At 43.1% G+C, this 18390-nt stretch carries 11 protein-coding genes; 2 read left to right on the forward strand and 9 right to left on the reverse strand.

Annotated features, from left to right (window positions below; genetic code table 11):
* Positions 1–210 precede the first annotated feature (210 nt).
* Positions 211–1482 carry a FecR family protein gene (locus B3297_RS02835; RefSeq protein WP_175442021.1) on the reverse strand — a complete coding sequence of 424 codons (1272 nt, stop codon included), beginning with the start codon at positions 1480–1482 and terminating at the stop codon, positions 211–213.
* 65 nt (positions 1483–1547) lie between these two features.
* Positions 1548–2147 carry an RNA polymerase sigma-70 factor gene (locus tag B3297_RS02840; RefSeq protein ID WP_053003692.1) on the reverse strand — a complete coding sequence of 200 codons (600 nt, stop codon included), beginning with the start codon at positions 2145–2147 and terminating at the stop codon, positions 1548–1550.
* A gap of 155 nt (positions 2148–2302) precedes the next feature.
* Here B3297_RS02840 and B3297_RS02845 point away from each other — a divergent pair, with 155 nt between their 5' ends.
* On the forward strand, positions 2303–3451 hold the full coding sequence (locus B3297_RS02845; RefSeq protein ID WP_070567404.1) for an alginate lyase family protein: 1149 nt from the start codon (positions 2303–2305) through the stop codon (positions 3449–3451).
* A 62-nt stretch (positions 3452–3513) separates the two neighbouring features.
* Here B3297_RS02845 and B3297_RS02850 read toward each other — a convergent pair whose 3' ends face one another.
* The 7 genes from B3297_RS02850 to B3297_RS02880 form a co-directional block, all read right to left on the reverse strand.
* Positions 3514–5019, reverse strand: coding sequence for a glycoside hydrolase family 32 protein (locus B3297_RS02850; RefSeq protein WP_286778388.1), 1506 nt, complete (start codon positions 5017–5019; stop codon positions 3514–3516).
* 66 nt (positions 5020–5085) lie between these two features.
* Complete coding sequence (locus tag B3297_RS02855; protein WP_083296009.1) at positions 5086–6690, reverse strand: glycoside hydrolase family 32 protein; 1605 nt, start codon at positions 6688–6690, stop codon at positions 5086–5088.
* Positions 6691–6750: 60 nt separating this feature from the next.
* Entirely contained in the window at positions 6751–7863 is a 1113-nt protein-coding gene (locus B3297_RS02860) for a hypothetical protein (RefSeq protein WP_070567410.1), read from the reverse strand.
* Positions 7864–7906: 43 nt separating this feature from the next.
* Positions 7907–9589 (reverse strand): RagB/SusD family nutrient uptake outer membrane protein, encoded by a 1683-nt coding sequence (locus B3297_RS02865; RefSeq protein ID WP_286778389.1) that lies wholly within the window; start codon positions 9587–9589, stop codon positions 7907–7909.
* A 45-nt stretch (positions 9590–9634) separates the two neighbouring features.
* Positions 9635–12760: a SusC/RagA family TonB-linked outer membrane protein gene (locus B3297_RS02870; protein WP_286778390.1), complete on the reverse strand. Its 3126-nt coding sequence runs from the start codon at positions 12758–12760 to the stop codon at positions 9635–9637.
* Positions 12761–12846: 86 nt separating this feature from the next.
* Positions 12847–13797, reverse strand: coding sequence for a carbohydrate kinase family protein (locus B3297_RS02875; protein ID WP_070567649.1), 951 nt, complete (start codon positions 13795–13797; stop codon positions 12847–12849).
* A 198-nt stretch (positions 13798–13995) separates the two neighbouring features.
* Positions 13996–15318 (reverse strand): sugar porter family MFS transporter, encoded by a 1323-nt coding sequence (locus tag B3297_RS02880; protein ID WP_070567416.1) that lies wholly within the window; start codon positions 15316–15318, stop codon positions 13996–13998.
* A gap of 292 nt (positions 15319–15610) precedes the next feature.
* Between B3297_RS02880 and B3297_RS02885 the strand changes: the two genes are divergently transcribed.
* Positions 15611–18364 carry a hybrid sensor histidine kinase/response regulator transcription factor gene (locus B3297_RS02885; protein ID WP_083296011.1) on the forward strand — a complete coding sequence of 918 codons (2754 nt, stop codon included), beginning with the start codon at positions 15611–15613 and terminating at the stop codon, positions 18362–18364.
* The last annotated feature ends 26 nt before the right edge of the window (positions 18365–18390 follow it).

Genomic DNA, 18390 nt, shown 5'->3' on the forward strand with positions numbered 1-18390 from the left:
ACAAATGGATAAAAAATCATATGTTTGTACGGTTTGTATGTTATTTATAAATGGTTATCAAAAATTTGCCTTTGGGCAACACTTGTAAGTATATGCATCCAATTCAAGGCAGTGCCCCCCAGCACTGCCCTTTTTGTTTTGCTTATACCCTTTTCCGGATTAAGTGGAATCCATGATCATTTCTTTTTTCATCTTTATTTAGGGTTTTAATTACAACGGTCTAACATATAGGATATTCTTTTCATCGCTTTTGCTCAGCTCAAAACGCAATCCACCTTCTTCCAATACGTCAAGTACGTCGCGGAGCGGCTTGCTTCGTTTTATACGACCATAGAAATGTGTTTGCGGTACCTCGCCCTTATACTTCACTTCGACATTATACCAGCGACCAATCTGCTGCAGTGCATCCGAAAGCGGTGTTTCGTCAAAATAAAACAAACCTTCTTTCCAAGCGGTAAAGGGTGCTGTATCCACATTTGCGAGCTGTATTTTTCCGTTATTGGTATTGGTCGATTGCTGGCCTGGCAGCAGGTATATCGCTTCTGAATATCGTTTATGGTTCGATAATTTAACCTTCCCATTGACTAAAGTCGTTTTAATCACGGTATTATCGGGATAAGAATTGACGTTAAAGGCAGTCCCGAGCACCTCAATTTCCTGTCCTTTACTCAGCACTTTGAAAGGTCGTGCGCTATCTTTCGTCACTTCAAAAAAGGCCTCGCCTTCCAAACGAACTCTTCGTTCATTTTTGGCAAAGCTCATCGGATATTTTAACGAAGAGCCCGCATTGAGCCATACTTTTGTGCCATCGGGTAAAGTAACCTGGTATATCCCCCCTAGCGGAGTGGCTAACTCCAATACAACCTTACTTGGATCTGCCGCCATCCCCTGTTTATCTAATGCCGCAGCAGCGATAGACTTTCCATTTTCGTAGGTGATATTTTCCCCCATGACAATCCCCGAAGCCTGTTTATCGAGTTCCAAAAGTGTACCATCTGCCAAGCGAAGAGTGGCACTGTTTCCGCCAGGCTGTACAGCATCATCCTTTGTATCTTCCAGTCCAGCGAGATTCCTGTCCACCAGGGTATGACTCGTCTGCTGTTGCCAAAATATTACTGAAAAAACAAAGAGCAATAGACAGGCCGCTGCAGCCCAATAGGGCCATCGTATGGAGATAATGGTTTTCTTCTGGATCGGCATACGATCTTCCCCTCCTTTTTCCAATAAGTTATCGTTATCTTCTTTTCCTTGCTGGATTTGTTTTTTGATGGTTTCGAGTATTATTTTCAATCTCGATTCCTCCATTTTACCAACAGACAAAGGCCGTAGTAAACTAGTGACTAAAGCCTGATCGATCGCATCCTGCTCACTGGTGTCAGTAGTAGAAAGCGCATGCTGTAGCCATTCGATCTCCTCAAGCGAACAGTTCCCTTCTTGATATTTTTGAAGTAATTGGTCTATTTTAGATTTATTGGTCTCCACTGAGCTGTATTTTAAAGTAAATACACACAGCATGAAATAAAGGTCTGCTCTAGAAAAAAATTTTTTTATTTAGCCGAATAGAGAAGCAATGCCAATAACAATGATGAAAATCCACTATCCTGCAATGCGCCACTTCGGATAAACTTATTTGCTTTGACAATATGGTCGCGAACTGTCGCAATGGAAATCCCCATTTCTTCGGCGATCTCTTGATAACTTTTACCCTCCAGCTTGGACAGCCTAAATATTTTTTGGCGTTGTTTGGGCAATTTGCTCAGTAATTCCTCGACCAGGACCAAGGCTTCCTTTGAATCCAGCACTTTATCAATGGTATTCTCGGATTCCACTACCCCATAGGCGAGCTGGATCTCGGATTCCATTTCCAATTTCAACCTTCGTTTGAAATTAAACGTAATATTACGTGAACAGGTAAACAGAAATGCGGCGAAAGATTGTTCAGGATTTATTTTTGTTCTATTTTCCCAAATACGTAGAAAAACATCCTGAAGTAAATCTTCAGCGATAGTTTCATCTTTCAAAAACCTAAGAATATTGGCGTAAATAATCTGGCTATAGCGATGGTACAAAATATCAAAGGCCTGGATATCTCCATAGTGAAGTTGGCACAAGAGTTCCTTCTCAGGCAGATTTTGATCGATGTCCATAATTGATTATTCTAGGCATGAAGTTAATTACTTCGCTGCAATAATTCAAATCAAATTTCTGAAGCCCAGTAAACTTATTGTATTTTTTTTTTAATTTGCAGGAGCTAATCCCCCCATAGCTGCGCAATCAATTGATAAACGTATCCATTTAAAACATGCAAAATTTTAGATATTATTTTCGGAAGCTCAGCCGTTCGACAGCTCAATGTATTAAAATAGGGTCAACCTTGATTCTGATCTATTTTTTTACGGCTTCTTCTCCCTGCCATGCCCAATCTCTTATGCACCCGAATGCACAGATTATGTTTGTAAAATCACAGATCAGCAAAAAGTCCGAACCGGTATATACGGCGTACAAGCAATTGATTAGGCTGGCCGATTCTCTTTTATTGACCAATCATCATGCTGTCGAAGATTTTAGTGTCCCTGGCTTTTATAGCGATAAAGAAGGCCAACGTGCCATGGCAAAAAAACTCCATGCAGACGCTTTTGCCGCTTATTGTACAGCCCTCGCCTATACGTTGAATGGGGAGCAGAAATATGCCCAAAAAGCCCTTTACTTCATGAATGCTTGGGCCACCATCAATAAAAAATATTCCCAGTTTGACGGACCAGTTGTACTTTCTTATGCTGGTGCCGGATTAATGATTGCAGCAGAGCTGCTCAAAAACGATCCGCTCTGGGCAGAAAACGATCTTAATCACTTTAAAAGCTGGACGATCAGCGTCTATCAAAAAGCGACACATTTCTTACGTGAAAGGCCAAATAATATTGCTGATTGGGCAAGGTTTGCAAATTTGCTTTCGGCCAATTTTCTTGATGACCCAAAAGAGCTCGCCTTCACCATATCATTGATTAAAGGCGATCTTTTTGAAAAAATCGCAGCGGATGGTCACCTCATTGAGGAAGTAAAACGAGGAGAAAAAGGTTTATGGTACACCTATTTCTCGTTGGCCCCATTAACAGCCTCCATGTGGTGTATACGTCAGGTGACGGGCGAGAACCTGTTTGCAGCCACGAAGGATGGGAAATCGATCAAAAAGGCCCTAGATTACTTATATTATTACAATCAACATCCTACAGCATGGCCCTGGTTTAAAAATCCTGACGTAGACATTCACGACATGACGGTAGGCGTCTGGCCTTCCAACCTACTTGAAGCCATGAAGGATATTTATCAGACGGCTGAATATGATTCGTATCTCTCGATTTACCGTCCAATTATCTACAAAAAGAATCATTTTGCCTGGACTTTCCCGACATTAATGCCGGTATACTTGAATCAGGCCAATAATATAGAATAGTATAAACCATAAAGCGATCCTTCGTGAAAACGAGGATCGCTTTAATCGTGTAAATTGGGGTTCTATCTCTTAAATCCAGCAATACCGAGCTCTTGAAACTCCAGCTTTTTATTCCCCACGATACGCACCTTGGTTATCGGTCTGTTCGGAAAAAATAAACTGGTCATTACCGTTAGTCCCCCATCTGCAAAAAGCTCCACAGAGCTCACATCAACATACAAGCTGAAAGAGAGTGTTCCGTTATTCAGCAGGCGTTGTGCTGAAGCTATCTTTGAGAATTCCTCGTTAAACGACACTTCCCCGGACTTAGAACGATCAATATAATAGGCATTTTGATCTTCACGATAACCAATAACCAATTCGTCACCAGATTCATTTGATAAGATCACTTTGAAAGACTGTTGCTTCAAATCTTTGAGGTCCAAACGGTACGCTTGCGGGAGATGTTGCTCGAACGAAACTTCCTTCGTTTCGCCGCCATGGTACTTTTTAAGCGGTCGAAATGCAGTTTCAATTTCTTTGGGCGCAGTACTTGCAACGTAGAACGACTGTCCAATTTTATCCAACGATAAAACACGTGGTATGGTTGAGGAGGAGCGCCATTTTGTGGTAGGAACCACATTGGCATATTGCCAGTTGCTCATCCAGCCAATCATCAGGTGCCTATCCCCCAGGTTGCTCCAAGTTACACCGGCATAATTATCGGGTCCCCAATCCAGCCACTTTATTTTGGTATCTTCTGTGTGGAACTGATGTCCATCAAAGTCACCCACAAAATATTGTGTTACGGAACCACCGTTGGGCCCACCTGGATTGATACTGACCAACAAGACCCACTTTGTAACTCCTTTGTAGTCCATGGGAATAAGATCGGGGCATTCCCAGACGCCTCCATGGGCTCCCACCTCTTTACCAAACTCACTTTCCTTCTGCCATGTTTTCAAATCTTTGGAAGAATAGAAAGTAATACAATCTTTTGTAGCTAAGGTCATAATCCAACGTTGGCTATGCGCATGCCACATCACCTTTGGATCCCTGAAATCCCATATGCCAGGGTTTGGTAATACTGGATTGCCTTTATATTTTGTCCAGGTAAGACCCTTATCTAAACTATAAGCCAAACTTTGATTTTGATGCAATCCCGTTTTCCGATCCTCTTCCTGATGATTGTGATGGGTAAAAATGGCGACCATAGCATCTTTCCCAAAACCTGCGGTGTTGTCTTTATCGATCACAGCGCTACCTGAGAAAATAGTTCCCAAACTGTCGGGGTACAATGCGATCTTCTGCTCGTCCCAATGGATCAAATCTTTACTGATCGCATGGCCCCAATGCATTGGTCCCCAAACGGGCTTTTCGGGATTATGCTGAAAAAAAAGTTGATAATTACCGTTCAAATAGACCAGCCCATTGGGGTCGTTCATCCAGCCCTGCTGTGGAGTAAAATGGTAAAGTGGGCGATATTTTTCTTCAGCATCCCGTTGTTTTTGCTGTCCCATCTGGGCCAGACTTGTACCGACAATACTTAGCAAGAACATCGTAAGTCCGTATTTTTTTAATCTTATCATTTTTCTTTTGTTTACGTTTATAATCCGATTATTGTTCGCTTCAATAAGCAAATATCTTATAAATTATCAGGAAGATTTTTCAACTTTCAACCCATTCACTGTAACAGTTCCCTGATCCACAAAAATAGTCCATGGATTTTGATCCATTTTATAGATCCGGTTGGTAAAAGCAACACGATCATTCACATACACGACACAGATAGACTTTTCAATACTAATTTTCAGATTAAAAATCCGATTGGTCGGTACGGTGAGTGGTGTAAAATTGAGTGCTGTTTTACTTCCGCCACCATTTCGAGCCTCCTTATTCATAAACAGGGCCGGCATATTCCAACGATTGGATGAAGTCAGGTCAAAAGCAATGCTATACACTTCGGTCGGATCATCACATGCTCCAAATGAAAAACCAAATTGATTGGATTGCGAAGCATCAATAGTCATTGTCATTTTTACGGTCGACGTATTTCGGTTAAACAGCGCATAGCTTCTTCCCCCTGATTGAGCTGACAAACGATAGGTTTTATTCGACTCAGAAACTTGACCAACGCTGCTCAGTTTTTCAAAGGCGACTTCTTTATTGAATTTGCTGTTTAGGGCCTCCGGAATTTTAGGATACAACTGTCCTGACGTTCCCTGAACCAACTGATGGGAAATTAGATTTCCAGCCCAGGGCAGTTCGTTGTTATTATTGACGGTTTGTCCCGTTGAACACCAACCCGAAAGATAACGTGTTGTACCATCGCTAGCCGTCTTGCCAGCATAGAGATAAAGTCCATCAAAGGTTTCATGATGTCCTTCGGCATCCCGACAGATCATCCAGGGACCATCCGGAGAATCCGCAATACGATAAAATGTCTTGCGATGTTCATCCCGGTTGATCCGCGAAAACAACAGATACCACTTATTGCCCATTTTAAATAGATCCGGGCATTCCAATAGTTCAGCATCTGTTTCGATGCCATATTTTTCCACTGTCCCTGTCGTCGCAACGAGCGGTTCAATCATCGACCAACTGCTTAAATCGGTTGACTGATAACGTGCAAGGATTCCTTTTCCGTCTTTTCGCGTCGTGACTAGCATCACGTAGGCATTACGGCTTTCATCCCAATAAACGTGCGGATCCCGAAAATTATTTCGATCATAGCCCACCGCAGCCTGCAGTGCCATAGCTGGTTGCTTGGTCCAATTCATTAAATCAGTGGAGGTAGCCAACATGATCTTTTCTGCTGGAGTAAAAACACTGTTATGACCTGTATAGAAACAGTAATACACTGTTCCTTTTTTGATAAAACTTCCTGTTCCGATCCATTCATCCTCACTCCCCACAGCGCCCGACGACAATACTTCGGTATAGCCCTCAAATGTTCCAAAGTCACTTGTTCGCGTGCTATAAATCGGGTGCCTGTTGGCGTTCTCATAGAGATAAAACAAGTAGAACTTTTTATCGCTGGCATTGTAATAAGGCATGGGATCGCCCACAAACCCCTGCTGAGGCCTATAGAATCGTTGATATGGGCCAGCCTCCTGCCCCGAAATACAAGCCGTAGAACTGTCCACAGGTTGTATTGTTATGGGCTTATCTACCACTGTCGAACGCTCGTCGCTATTCTTGCAACTTGTCAACAAGCTGAGCAAGAATACTGTCGGAAGCAAATACATTTTTGGTCTCATGATTTAAATCTTTCTATTAATCCCTTATAATCTATCATCGCTTGTTTTATTTGTATTCGATCATTCTTTAGGTAATGCTTTCAATTCGTCCCAGTACATCCGTTGGGTAGGAAATGCCACGGGCTGTCCATTAGGATGCTCATGCGGCATCACAAGTATATTGTTGATGATAGCCTTTCTTCCAGCAGGAATCTGAAAAACCAACTCTTGCCACTCCCCAACGTGCTCCTTTGCATAATTAGCACGCAACCAATCTTTTTGCTGTTCACCATCCGATTGAATCTCCAATTGTACATCTCCCGCTACATCCTTCAATATCATAATGGAAAAACGGCCATATTCTGCCGGATTGATAGTCACTTTATTTGCATTCCACAGCGCACCACCATGCCAGCCTTCGCCCGTTTTATTATCCCGGACAAAAGACGCACAGAACGGTGTTGCATTAATTCCCGTAGTTTTCGGGTTGGGATAAGGTGAATCTACGGCGCTCACCCCTAACCCGTCGAAATGTGGAACGCTTGTTTCGCCATTATAAATCATCAGGATCTGTTTGGGTTCCGTGCCCAAAATCGCTGTTACCGTATACTGGAACGTCTGCCCCATATACGCAAGGCTGTATTTTATCGGAGAACTTAAATCCACGGGGCCACTCTGATTGGGCGTTATGCTCGCGCCAGCTGTAAATTCTATCGCAGGTGATAAGTTCTTCAGGTCTGTCCCCAGGGGTAGGTAAATTTTAATGCTTTTATTTTTCTGATCGATGATTCCAGCTTTTTCTCCGATATGGAATGCCGTTATTTCCGCTTTGATTTCTTTGACGGTTACTTGATAGGTGTTGAATAGATTTCCATTAAACACGCGGTAAGTAATTGGTGTTGTTCCAGAAAATGAAAAGTTCTGGGCGATACCTGAAGCTGGAGAAACCTTGGCATTATTGGGCAATTCAATCGTCGGAGCCACCGCTGAAAGATCTGTGCCTTCAGGAACCATGACAAGAATGGTACCTTTTGCCGGATCTATTTTTCCAGCGGTATTACCGACCTTGAAGGAAAGTACCTCTACATCTGCGTTCAAATTGAGTGTGCTATCGGCATCACGCTTGCAGGCAGCAATAAGCCAGATAAGCAGGATAGTAATCCCTACTTTTATCGTATTTTTTAATGTGTGCATTGGAATAATTGGTTATGCTAATCGTTCAACAATAAATGCTTATTTAATAGCCTGGATTTTGTTTGTACAGATATTTACTTAATCTGATCTGTGCTTCAGGAATCGGCAAGTATTCGTTCCTATCTGCAGTAAAATGTGCCGAAGAATAATAAGATCGACGTGACTTTTCCGCATCATAATAGGCATTCATGGCCTGGTCTGCAATTCCCCAGCGTACAAGATCAAAGAACCTTCCGTTTTCCATCGCAAGCTCCAATCGTCTTTCCCAACGTAACGCCTTCCGGGCATTTTCTTCGTTCCATACAATATTATCTCCATTTTTGTACGTTTCGATCAGGGTTTTATCATTTGCATAGCCCGTAAGTGCAGTGCTATTTTTTGCCCGCGTACGTACTTGGTTTATCAATGGCAGTGCTTCAGCCGAACGATGCAGCTCGATAAGCGCCTCTGCCCGCATCAACAGCACATCGGCAAAGCGCAATACAATTCGATTTTTTGTATTGGCATAGAAAGGTACCATCGGGACAAAGCAATCGCAATCGGGATCTACATTGTCTTTCAATGAGGCGTAAACCGAATATTCTGCCGGGTTACGGTTCCAGCTTTCTTCATACGTTCTTTTGCTACTATACTTGTACGGTAAGCCCGGAATTGCAACCGTATGAAATAACCGTGGATCGTACTTTTCTGAGGTATTAAAGCTATTCAACGCATTGTAGTTATCCAGTGGTAGACCTTTACCCGTTGTGCGAAACGCGTTGACAAGGCTTTGACTCGGTTTATTGAAATCACAACAGCCTACGCCCATAGGTACTGATAGCACATCAGAAAAATTAACACGCCCAAATTTTGTGCCGTCATCTTTTGAAAACTGAACTGAAAACAGGGCTTCGGTCCCATTTTCATATTTGCCCGGCAAGAAATTAAATGCAAAATCGGTTTCCAGCGTATGATTGGATGAAAGTACAACATCCGTATTTTGTACAACCTTTTCCAAATCTCCGGCATCGATGCCCGTCACCACATTACGTTCGGCATTGTCCTGACGGTATCCCTTATAGAGATAGGTTTTGGCAAGATATGCCGCAGCAGCAACACGGTTGGCACGCCCGACCTCCGTTTGTACAGCCGGGAGATGATCTACAGCATACTGAAAATCATCCACAATCTTTTGCCATAGCGCATCGTTGCTCAAGGCCCTATTCGATACGGTTTCATAGCTGTCTACCGCGACATTTTCATCAATATAAGGCACATATTTGAAAAGGATCTTGAGCATAAAGTAAAAATGACCGCGTAGAAAGCGTGCTTCACCCAGCTTTTTTTCCTTCCCATCGAAATTATCCATCTCCTGTATGGTCTTGATCGTGGTATTGGCACGCGAAATCGCCACGTACAACTGAAACCACAATTTATCCAACTCTGCAAAATTGGTTGTAATGTTATTGGAGACCTCCAGGAAATGAAAGGTCTGGATATCCTGTGGTCCCGATCCGCCTTTATAAGCATCGTCCGACCGAACCGTACCATAGGGCCATAAGCTAAAAGGGACATCATAATGATCGTTACCCAATGCCGCATAGGTAGCTGTCAATAATCGTTCAGGCTCCTTAACCTGATCGGAGCTTAGTACACCATTGGGTGTTTGATCTAAAAATTTGGTGCATCCTGGAAGTAGTCCAGCAAGAACCATGAATATCGCTATTTTAGTGGTTATTTTTTTCATCCGTATAAATTATTTAGAAGTGTATCGCCTTATTTCGCTCCCATTTTAAAATCCAATATTTACCCCAGCTGTCCACGTGGTTGGAATTGGATAACCCCAACCTACATTTTCAGGATCCACACCGGTGAAATTTTTTGATTTAACGGTAAATAGATTCTGACCAGTTACATAAATCCTTAATCGGCTCATACGTAGGTGTGCGGCGGTTGCTGTTGGCAAAGTGTAGCCCAGGGACAAATTCCGGAGCTTCATATAAGATCCATTCTCGATAAAGTAATTTGACAGACGGCCCTCGTCGTTGTTATTTGTTGTTTGTAAGGCCGGGATCGTTGACGTTGGATTTTGTGGTGTCCAGGCATTGAGCAGACGTACACCTTTATTGGAATTGACGTCGTCCACACTCCAGAAGTCCGTTTGCTTTTTCAGCCAGTTTTCAACATCTATTCCCTGTACACCCTGAAAGTACGCAGATAGGTCAAAGCTTTTATATTTTAGCACAATGTTCAAACTATAAGAAAAATCAGGATGAGGACTACCAATCCATGTACGGTCCATATCGGTGATCTGCTTGTCCGCATCATAGACGTTGACATAACGTAAACGCCCTATCCCTTTACCGGTCTGATTGACGTGCGCATCCACCTCGTCTTGATTCTGAAAAATGCCGTCGGTGACATAGCCATAAAATGACCCCAGCGGCCGGCCGATAATATTGTCTCCTTGACGACCACCATAGGAGTTTTCTACTGCTTCGGGTAAATGTGTCACCTTGTTTTTATAGGTCGAGAACACAGCCATTACATCATAATCCAATCCAAAGGTTGTTTTATTACGATATCCGGCCGATATGTCCAAACCTTTATTTTCCATGGAGGCACCATTCGCCCAACGGTAACCGCCCTCTCCGACCACACCGATATAGGCTGGATTGATCAACATATCTTTGGTTGCTTTAACATACCAGTCAATCGAACCATAGAGACTTTGATTAAACAATGAAAAGTCCAAGCCTATATTCGTCTGCGTGGTAGTTTCCCATTTCAGATCATTATTTTCCGTTTGGATTTTGCGGTATCCCGATGGTAACTTTCCCGTTCCTGCACCCGATAGATCGTATGCTGTACCGTCCACGATATTCCATGTTGGATCAGCAACACCATATTCGGGGACGAACAGGGCATAGGTAGCCAGATTACCAATACCCTGGTTGCCTGTCTGCCCCCATCCCACACGTAACTTGAGGTCAGAAATATAATTTTTTGTACTTGCCATAAAGCGTTCAGAAGAGATCCGCCAGCCTGCCGTTACCGCTGGAAAAGTGGCAAAGCGGTTATTTTTACCGAAGCGGGAAGAGCCATCGTGGCGTACGGTGAAAGAAGCCAGATAACGGTCATCATAGGAATAATTGGCCTTTCCAAAATAGGATAGCAGCGAGAAGCCTGTAGAGCCACCTCCTACTGCCGCTGTACCCGTACTCACACCTGGCCACATATACTCTGGTGTTTCTATGGCAAATGCACCATCACCAGCGGTATAGGCATTAAAATTAATATCATTCTGACGGTTCATTTCGATACCAGCAAGCACATCTATTGTATGTTTGTCGATTGCCTTCCGATAAGTCGCTGTATTGGACCAAGTCCACTTCATCCCATGAGACTGCTCCATATTAACGCCACTGCGGCTGCTGTTCATAAATCCCGAACGATAGGATACTTCCAGGTTACGTTTGTAAAAATTACTGTAATCCAGGCCATAACTGGTTCGAACATGCAGATCTTTTATCAGCTGTAGATCGGCATAGGCATTCCCAAACAAACGCCAATAATTGTATTTATTATTTCTATTGTCGTAAAGTACACGCATGGGATTATGACGGTCGTTCATTCCTAATGCTGGTCCCCCCCAGCCCATTCCATCTACCGTATGCACGGGGATAATCGGTAAAGCTTTCAACGAAAGGTCAAGTACATCGCCGGGGACCTGCACTTCACCCGTGTTGTTTACCGTAAAATTCTCTCCAACAACCAGTTTCCCATCAAACAGTTTATAGTCAGCATTCATCCGGGCGGATATTCGCTGGAAATCCGTGTAACGGAGTGTGCCATTGTTGTGCAAATAACCTAAGGAGAAAAAGGAGCTGGATTTTTCTGTTCCGGAGCTCAATGTCGCATTGTATGACTGCTGCAATCCTGGTTTCGAAACTTCCTTAAACCAATCGGTATCTGAAGCATACATGGTGTGCTCACGATCAATATACTTGGAAACAAAAACAGTATTGAGCTGAGGCTCGCCATTCGCATCGTTATTCCATTCAAACTGATAACCAATATTGTTTCCATTTGGATTGCCACCGCTGTTGATCGTTGCCTGCCATAGGGCACGACCATATTGTTGTGCGTCGAGCACTTTCATGCGATTATTAAAATGCGTACTGGTGGCGTAGGCGTCTACTGTAAGTTTAGGGGCACCTAGCTTTCCTTTTTTCGTAGTGATGACAATAACACCATTGGCTGCACGCGAGCCATAGATACTCGCCGAAGAAGCGTCCTTTAAAACCTGAATGCTTTCGATATCATTCGAATTGAGTTCGTGCATTCCGCCCTGTGTGGGGGTTCCATCAATGACATACAAGGGATCCTGACTACTATTGATCGAACTGATTCCGCGCATACGCACTGTTGCCGCTCCACTTGGACTACCATCCGAAGTTACAGTCATACCGGCTACCCTTCCTTGCAGGGATTTCATTGCGTTATTTTCTGGAGCCTTCATCATCTCAGCAACATTCACAACACTCACTGCACCAGTCAAGTCCTTCTTCCGTTCGGTTTGATATCCCGTAACGACCACTTCATCCAGTCCTTTTTCGGTGCTCGTAAGCTGAATATCGAGGAACTTTCTTCCGGCAACAGCAATTGTCTGCGTGGCATAGCCGACATAACTTATTTCTAATGTGCCCTGATTGCCCGATGTCTGGAGGACAAATTCTCCCTTTTCATTTGTCTTGGTAGCTATTGTGGTTCCCTTCACCACTAAAGATGCCCCCACTATAGGTGCTGCTGTTCCACTATCCGTAATTCTTCCCCGGATTTCAGTCTGCTGCGCAAATGCGACAACAGAAAAAAGTGCCAAAGACGGGAGCAGCATTGCTTTCTGTCTTGTAAACATAATTGGTTATGCGTAAATGGTTAATTATTTAGATTGATTATTTTATGATGATAGCGTGTATACTGCTTCTTTAAGAAGCAGTATACTTACTGTTGCTTCTGGCCTCCATTGAAGATCGGATGCAACCATTGGAATCGATTGATGACCTCATTGTTATATTCAGGACAAGCCCCCCGGCTCTGTGTCACAAACCCACTTAAGGTCGCCGCAAATTCCAGTACTTCCTCCAGCTGAACACCCTCCTGCATCTGAAACCTTTTGGTGAGGAAAGCCGCCAAAAACGAATCACCACTTCCGATTGTATCTTCTACCTGAACTTTCAAGGCCGGGAAATGATAACTGATATTATCTTTTTTATAATGATACACAGCTCCATCTGCACCATAGGTTACAATTGCCTCCTGAATTGCAAAACGGGCCATGATCAAGTCTACACGCTGCTGATCGGTATAGGCTTCCGTAGCGCCATTCCAGTCGGAAATAACATGCAGTTCCTCGGCATTCATTTTCACAAAATCAGCGTATGCCAACAACTTATGTATTTTTTCAGGACCAAAATAAGGTGTACGCAGGTTGACATCCATCACCCGAAAGCGGGCTTTTTCAAGCAATAACAGCAAACTTTGGAAGCTTACTTCATCCCGACAGGCTAGACTTCCATATACCAAAAAATCCACCGTTGCAACTGCTTCCAGAACAGCACTATCTACTGCTATTCTGTCCCAAGCTACCGGATAAACGATATCGTAATGCACATCGCGTTTAGCATCGATCGAAACCTCTACGGTTGAGGTAGGCAATAACTCATCGTACTGGAAAAAATCGGTCGGAATGCCCAGATCCTCACATACCTTACGTAGTTCATAACCATTTTCATCACGCCCTATGCGTGTTAGCATACGCGTCGTAACGCCCAGTTTATTGAGGTGATAAGCCACATTCAAAGGTGCACCGCCCAATTTTTTACCTGTAGGAAGATTGTCCCAAAGTACCTCTCCAAAACAAATACCCTGTATTGATTTTTCTCCGTTTTTCATATTTCTTCTTTTTTCACAAAGCTTCGGCCGAGCGCCAAAAGCCATGTAACGAATTGATTATTATATTTCCCTTTAAGTTCAATGTTGACAATAGATACACACGACTTGCTATCATAATGTCATTGATTAAATAGCTTTCGATAGGCGCCAGTCGCGCCATGGCTACTCCGACGCCTATTCGTTTAGTCCAGCTAAAGACTAATGTAGATTGATGGTATGCCCAAGGTCTTCCAGTGACTTCCCTTTTGTCTCCGGCATAAACTTAAGCACATAGATAAGCTGTAAAACCATAAATAGGGCAAAGATCAAGAAGGTACCGCCCCCGCCGAGCATTTCCGTCAATGCAGGAAAACAAAAGGTAATAATTGCCGCCATCACCCAATGTGTCAAGCTGCCGAATGTCTGTCCTTTAGCACGGACATCATTCGGAAAAATTTCCGAAATAAACACCCAAATCACAGCGCCTTGCGAGAATGCGAAAAAGGCAATAAAACTCATCAGATAGATGGTGATCGCAAAACCCGTCGTTTGATTGGTATAAAAAGCATGGGAAACGAGTGCCAAAGAAACAATCAGTCCAATGGAGCCCACCAACATTAATTTTTTTCGACCGACCTTATCGATGAAATTGATCGCTAGCAACGTAAAAATAAAATTGACAACCCCGATCCCAACTGTTGAAAGCAATGAACTCTGTGAGCCCAAGCCGGCCATTTCAAATACACGGGGGGCATAGTAGATAATTGCGTTAATACCTGAAACCTGATTGAATAGCGCAAAACAAAAGGCCAATAAAATAGGTTTGACATTTTCGCGAACGAAGAGTTTGCCCTCCCCTGCTGTATTGTTTTTGGACTCCTGAATTTTTGAAATCTCCAGCTCGTAACCATCCGAGTTGATTTTTTTCATAATTCGTTTTGCTTCAGCTAAATTACCCCTGTGCAGCAGTAACCATCTTGGACTTTCCGGAATAAGGAAGATCAGACCGAAGAATAATAACGACGGAAAACACTGTACGCCTAACATCCAACGCCAGGACTCCTCCCCTACCTGACCGATAAAGTAATTGGACAGATAGGCAATCAGAATCCCCAATACGACGTTGAACTGGAAAAGTCCGACCAATTTTCCACGCGATGCCGCCGGAGATATTTCCGATATATAGATTGGTGCAGTTACCGAAGAGACGCCAACGCCTATACCACCCAAAAAGCGGAATAAAATAAATGTCGTCCAGTCATTCGCCAATGCGCTGCCTATTGCTGAGATAAAGTAAAGAGCTGCAACCGCAAATAAAGTATTCTTACGCCCCAACTTATCTGAAGGCAGTGCACCCAGCGCTGCTCCAACAACTGTTCCGATCAATGCAATGGCCATGGTCAATCCATGCTGAAACTCACTTAAATGCCAGTGTTCCTGCACGGCCTTTTCTGCTCCTGAAATAACCGCTGTATCAAATCCAAATAAAAATCCGCCTAAAGCCACTACAAAGGACCAAGCTAGTACCGTGTTTTTGTTCATGTGATGATCTATAATTGATTAATCCAAATTTAAACCTGGTTTCATCTTAACTTAAATTTGAGCTTCGCAAAAACATTTATTTATGTAACATTTTTTAAAAAACATTAAAACACTAAAAATCTGAAACTTACACTAGTATTACTTTTTAAAACTTTCACTTTTTAAACAGAAAATTTAGAAAATGATACATTTTTGAAAGTTTCCATATCAGTGTAAAGAATACACTAACAAAGACGAGGTTAGCCTAAAAAAACTAAATAATGTATATTCGGATATTGAAGGGAAAAAAATCATGGGAAAATATTTCATTTATGGTGGCATATTGATCCTGCTTCTTTTTTGTGGATGTCAACCAATGGTCCAGAAGAAAAAGCGGATTATTGCTTTTTCACAGTGTATCGGAAATGATGCCTGGCGACAAACCATGCTCGAAGAAATGAAAAGGGAACTTTCCTTCAATCCGGATATTGACTTTCTTTATCGAGATGCCCATGGCGACAATAATGTCCAGATTAATCAAATTCGGGAATTAGTCAAACAGGATATCGATCTTCTGATTGTATCGCCAAATGAGGCCGAGCCCCTTACCCCTATAGTAGATTCGGTATTTCAACGCAATATACCCGTCATCGTAACTGACCGTAAGACATCCTCAGGCCAATATAATGCCTATGTGGGGGCAGACAATCTTGCTATCGGAAAACTGGCGGGCCAGTATAGCCGCACCATTTTACAAAACAATGGTTCGATCGGCCTGGTTACTGGATTATCGGGCACTTCGGCTTCAATAGAGCGTGAAAAAGGCTTTATGCAGCAAATTGGAGATGCCACAGCGGTGCGGGTGAGCGGCGTCATTCACGGCGGCTGGGAGAAAAATAAAGCCTATCTGGAAATGCGTAAGCATATAAACGTCATGAGCCAGAGTGATATCATCTTTACATTCAATGATCAGATGGCCATGGGGGTAAAAAAAGCGTTGGACGAAGCCCAGATCAAAAAGTATATTAAGATAATTGGTGTTGATGCTCTTCCTGGTCCCGGAAATGGCCTTGAACAGATCATACAGGGCAAAATGTTTGCTTCCATACTCTATCCTACTGGCGGGGCCGAAGCCATTCGAACGGCCTTGGCTATCATCAACCACCAAAACTACCGCCGCGAGAATATACTCGCAACCTCTGTTATCGATAAGACCAACGCGGAGTTGCTTGCCCTGCAGTCGGATAAAATAAAACAACAGCAGCTCGATATTGACAAAAGACAGGAGTTCATTACGGAACAGAATAAGATTTACCAAAGCCAAAAGTCCGTTCTTAATGTATTGGTCGTTAGCTTGGTGCTAGCTGTTGTCTTTGGGGGAATTTCTATTATCGTGATCAGAAGCAACTGGGAAAAGAACAAACATCTGGAAATCCAGAATAGCGAGATTCTTGCGCAACAAAAACAGATCGTCGAAATGAACAGTCAAATTCAGCAAGCGGCAGAAATCAAAAATAATTTCTTCACCAATATCTCGCATGAATTTAAAACCCCGCTAACCCTTATCATCGCGCCTATCGAGGACCTTGAATTACGAAAAGATCTTACCGAAGAGGTCAGAGAACAGCTGTCACGCATCAAACGGAATGCAAAAAAACTACAACGTTTGGTCAGCGACCTCATTGATATCCATCGCATCAGTAAATCGAAGATTAAGCTACATGCGGCCATCGTTTACATTGACCCATTTATTCAGCAGGTAATAGGTAGTTTCAAGCCCTTATTTAAGAAAAACAGGATCTCCGTCAGTTATGTCAACAAAACAAGCTTGAAAGAGGTTTGGATGGACGAATACCTCATGGAACAGGTCTTATCCAATTTATTGTCCAACGCGATCAAACATACGGCGGCAAGTGGCAGAATTGAAATTATATTGGAAGAAAACAATTTCAAAGACTATTTCTATCTACGGGTATTGGATAATGGCCTGGGGATTGCCCCAAGTGATATTGAGCACATTTTTGATCCTTTTTATCAGGGCGCCAGTAGCCGTAATGGCTCCGGAATCGGCCTCGCCTACACCAAACAGATCATCGAACTGCATCATGGCCAAATCACTGTGAGTAGCAAACCCGGCCATGGGTCGATCTTCACCCTACGTATGCCAATTGGGAACGGTCATTATGAACCTGCTGAACTGGCCGGTTTCGACAGTGGAGAAAAACCATTGTTTCAGCAACAAGATCTACTGGACACGACAGCAAAGGTGGTAGACAACAATCTTTCTTTTCGATCCAACAAATCGAAGAGCATTATGATCGTCGAAGATAATGATGAAATCAGAGACTATCTCCGCTCGTTATTGGAACAGGATTACAACCTGTTTCTGGCGAAGGATGCCCAGCAAGCCACTAGTATGATGAAGACACATTTTCCAGACCTGGTGATCACCGATATTATGCTTCCTGATGGAAGCGGACTGGATATTTTGAAAGACATCAAAGCCTTTTATCAGACCGCACATATTCCCGTCATCTTACTGAGTGCACTTGCCAATGAAGAAACCATGCTTGAGGGGAGCAAATTAATGGCCGATGACTATATTACTAAGCCATTCAATGCCGAACTGCTGCGGATACGTATTTCAAATATCCTTCAATCGCGTCATCAGCTTAAAGAAAAATATAGCAGCAACGTCGAACAGTTTGAGCGTACTCAAGCCGAACAGGTCAACGATAGCGACAGAAGATTCCTAAACAATCTCTCCGCCATTGTCGAATCCAAGTTATCGGATCAGCGGTTAAGCGTCGACGGGATTGCCAACGACCTCCATCTCTCACGCGTTCAGCTCTATCGTAAGGTGAAACAGCTGCTCGACTGCAGTGTCAATGAGTATATTGTGGAACGAAGATTAAAGAAAGCCAAAAGCCTGATGGCTGAGGGTCTAACCATCAACGAAATATTTAGTAGTGTCGGCTTTTCATCAGCATCTTACTTCGCGTCGGCCTTTAAAAGGAAATATGGACAGTCACCAAGCGCCTATAAAAAAGAATTTGACAAAAAATAGCCGATCAGGGGGCATGCACGAACGAA

It is taken from the genome of Sphingobacterium sp. UBA3519 (genome assembly GCF_002377215.1).
GTDB classification, from domain to species: Bacteria; Bacteroidota; Bacteroidia; order Sphingobacteriales; family Sphingobacteriaceae; genus Sphingobacterium; species Sphingobacterium multivorum.

Bases quoted from the DNA above. Each gene is read 5' to 3' on its own strand.
- B3297_RS02875 (WP_070567649.1), bottom strand. From the start codon at position 13,797: ATGAAAAACGGAGAAAAATCAATACAGGGTATTTGTTTTGGAGAGGTA.
- B3297_RS02880 (WP_070567416.1), bottom strand. From the start codon at position 15,318: ATGAACAAAAACACGGTACTAGCTTGGTCCTTTGTAGTGGCTTTAGGC.
- B3297_RS02870 (WP_286778390.1), bottom strand. From the start codon at position 12,760: ATGTTTACAAGACAGAAAGCAATGCTGCTCCCGTCTTTGGCACTTTTT.
- B3297_RS02855 (WP_083296009.1), bottom strand. From the start codon at position 6,690: ATGAGACCAAAAATGTATTTGCTTCCGACAGTATTCTTGCTCAGCTTG.
- B3297_RS02845 (WP_070567404.1), top strand. From the start codon at position 2,303: ATGCAAAATTTTAGATATTATTTTCGGAAGCTCAGCCGTTCGACAGCT.
- B3297_RS02840 (WP_053003692.1), bottom strand. From the start codon at position 2,147: ATGGACATCGATCAAAATCTGCCTGAGAAGGAACTCTTGTGCCAACTT.
- B3297_RS02850 (WP_286778388.1), bottom strand. From the start codon at position 5,019: ATGATAAGATTAAAAAAATACGGACTTACGATGTTCTTGCTAAGTATT.
- B3297_RS02885 (WP_083296011.1), top strand. From the start codon at position 15,611: ATGGGAAAATATTTCATTTATGGTGGCATATTGATCCTGCTTCTTTTT.
- B3297_RS02860 (WP_070567410.1), bottom strand. From the start codon at position 7,863: ATGCACACATTAAAAAATACGATAAAAGTAGGGATTACTATCCTGCTT.
- B3297_RS02865 (WP_286778389.1), bottom strand. From the start codon at position 9,589: ATGAAAAAAATAACCACTAAAATAGCGATATTCATGGTTCTTGCTGGA.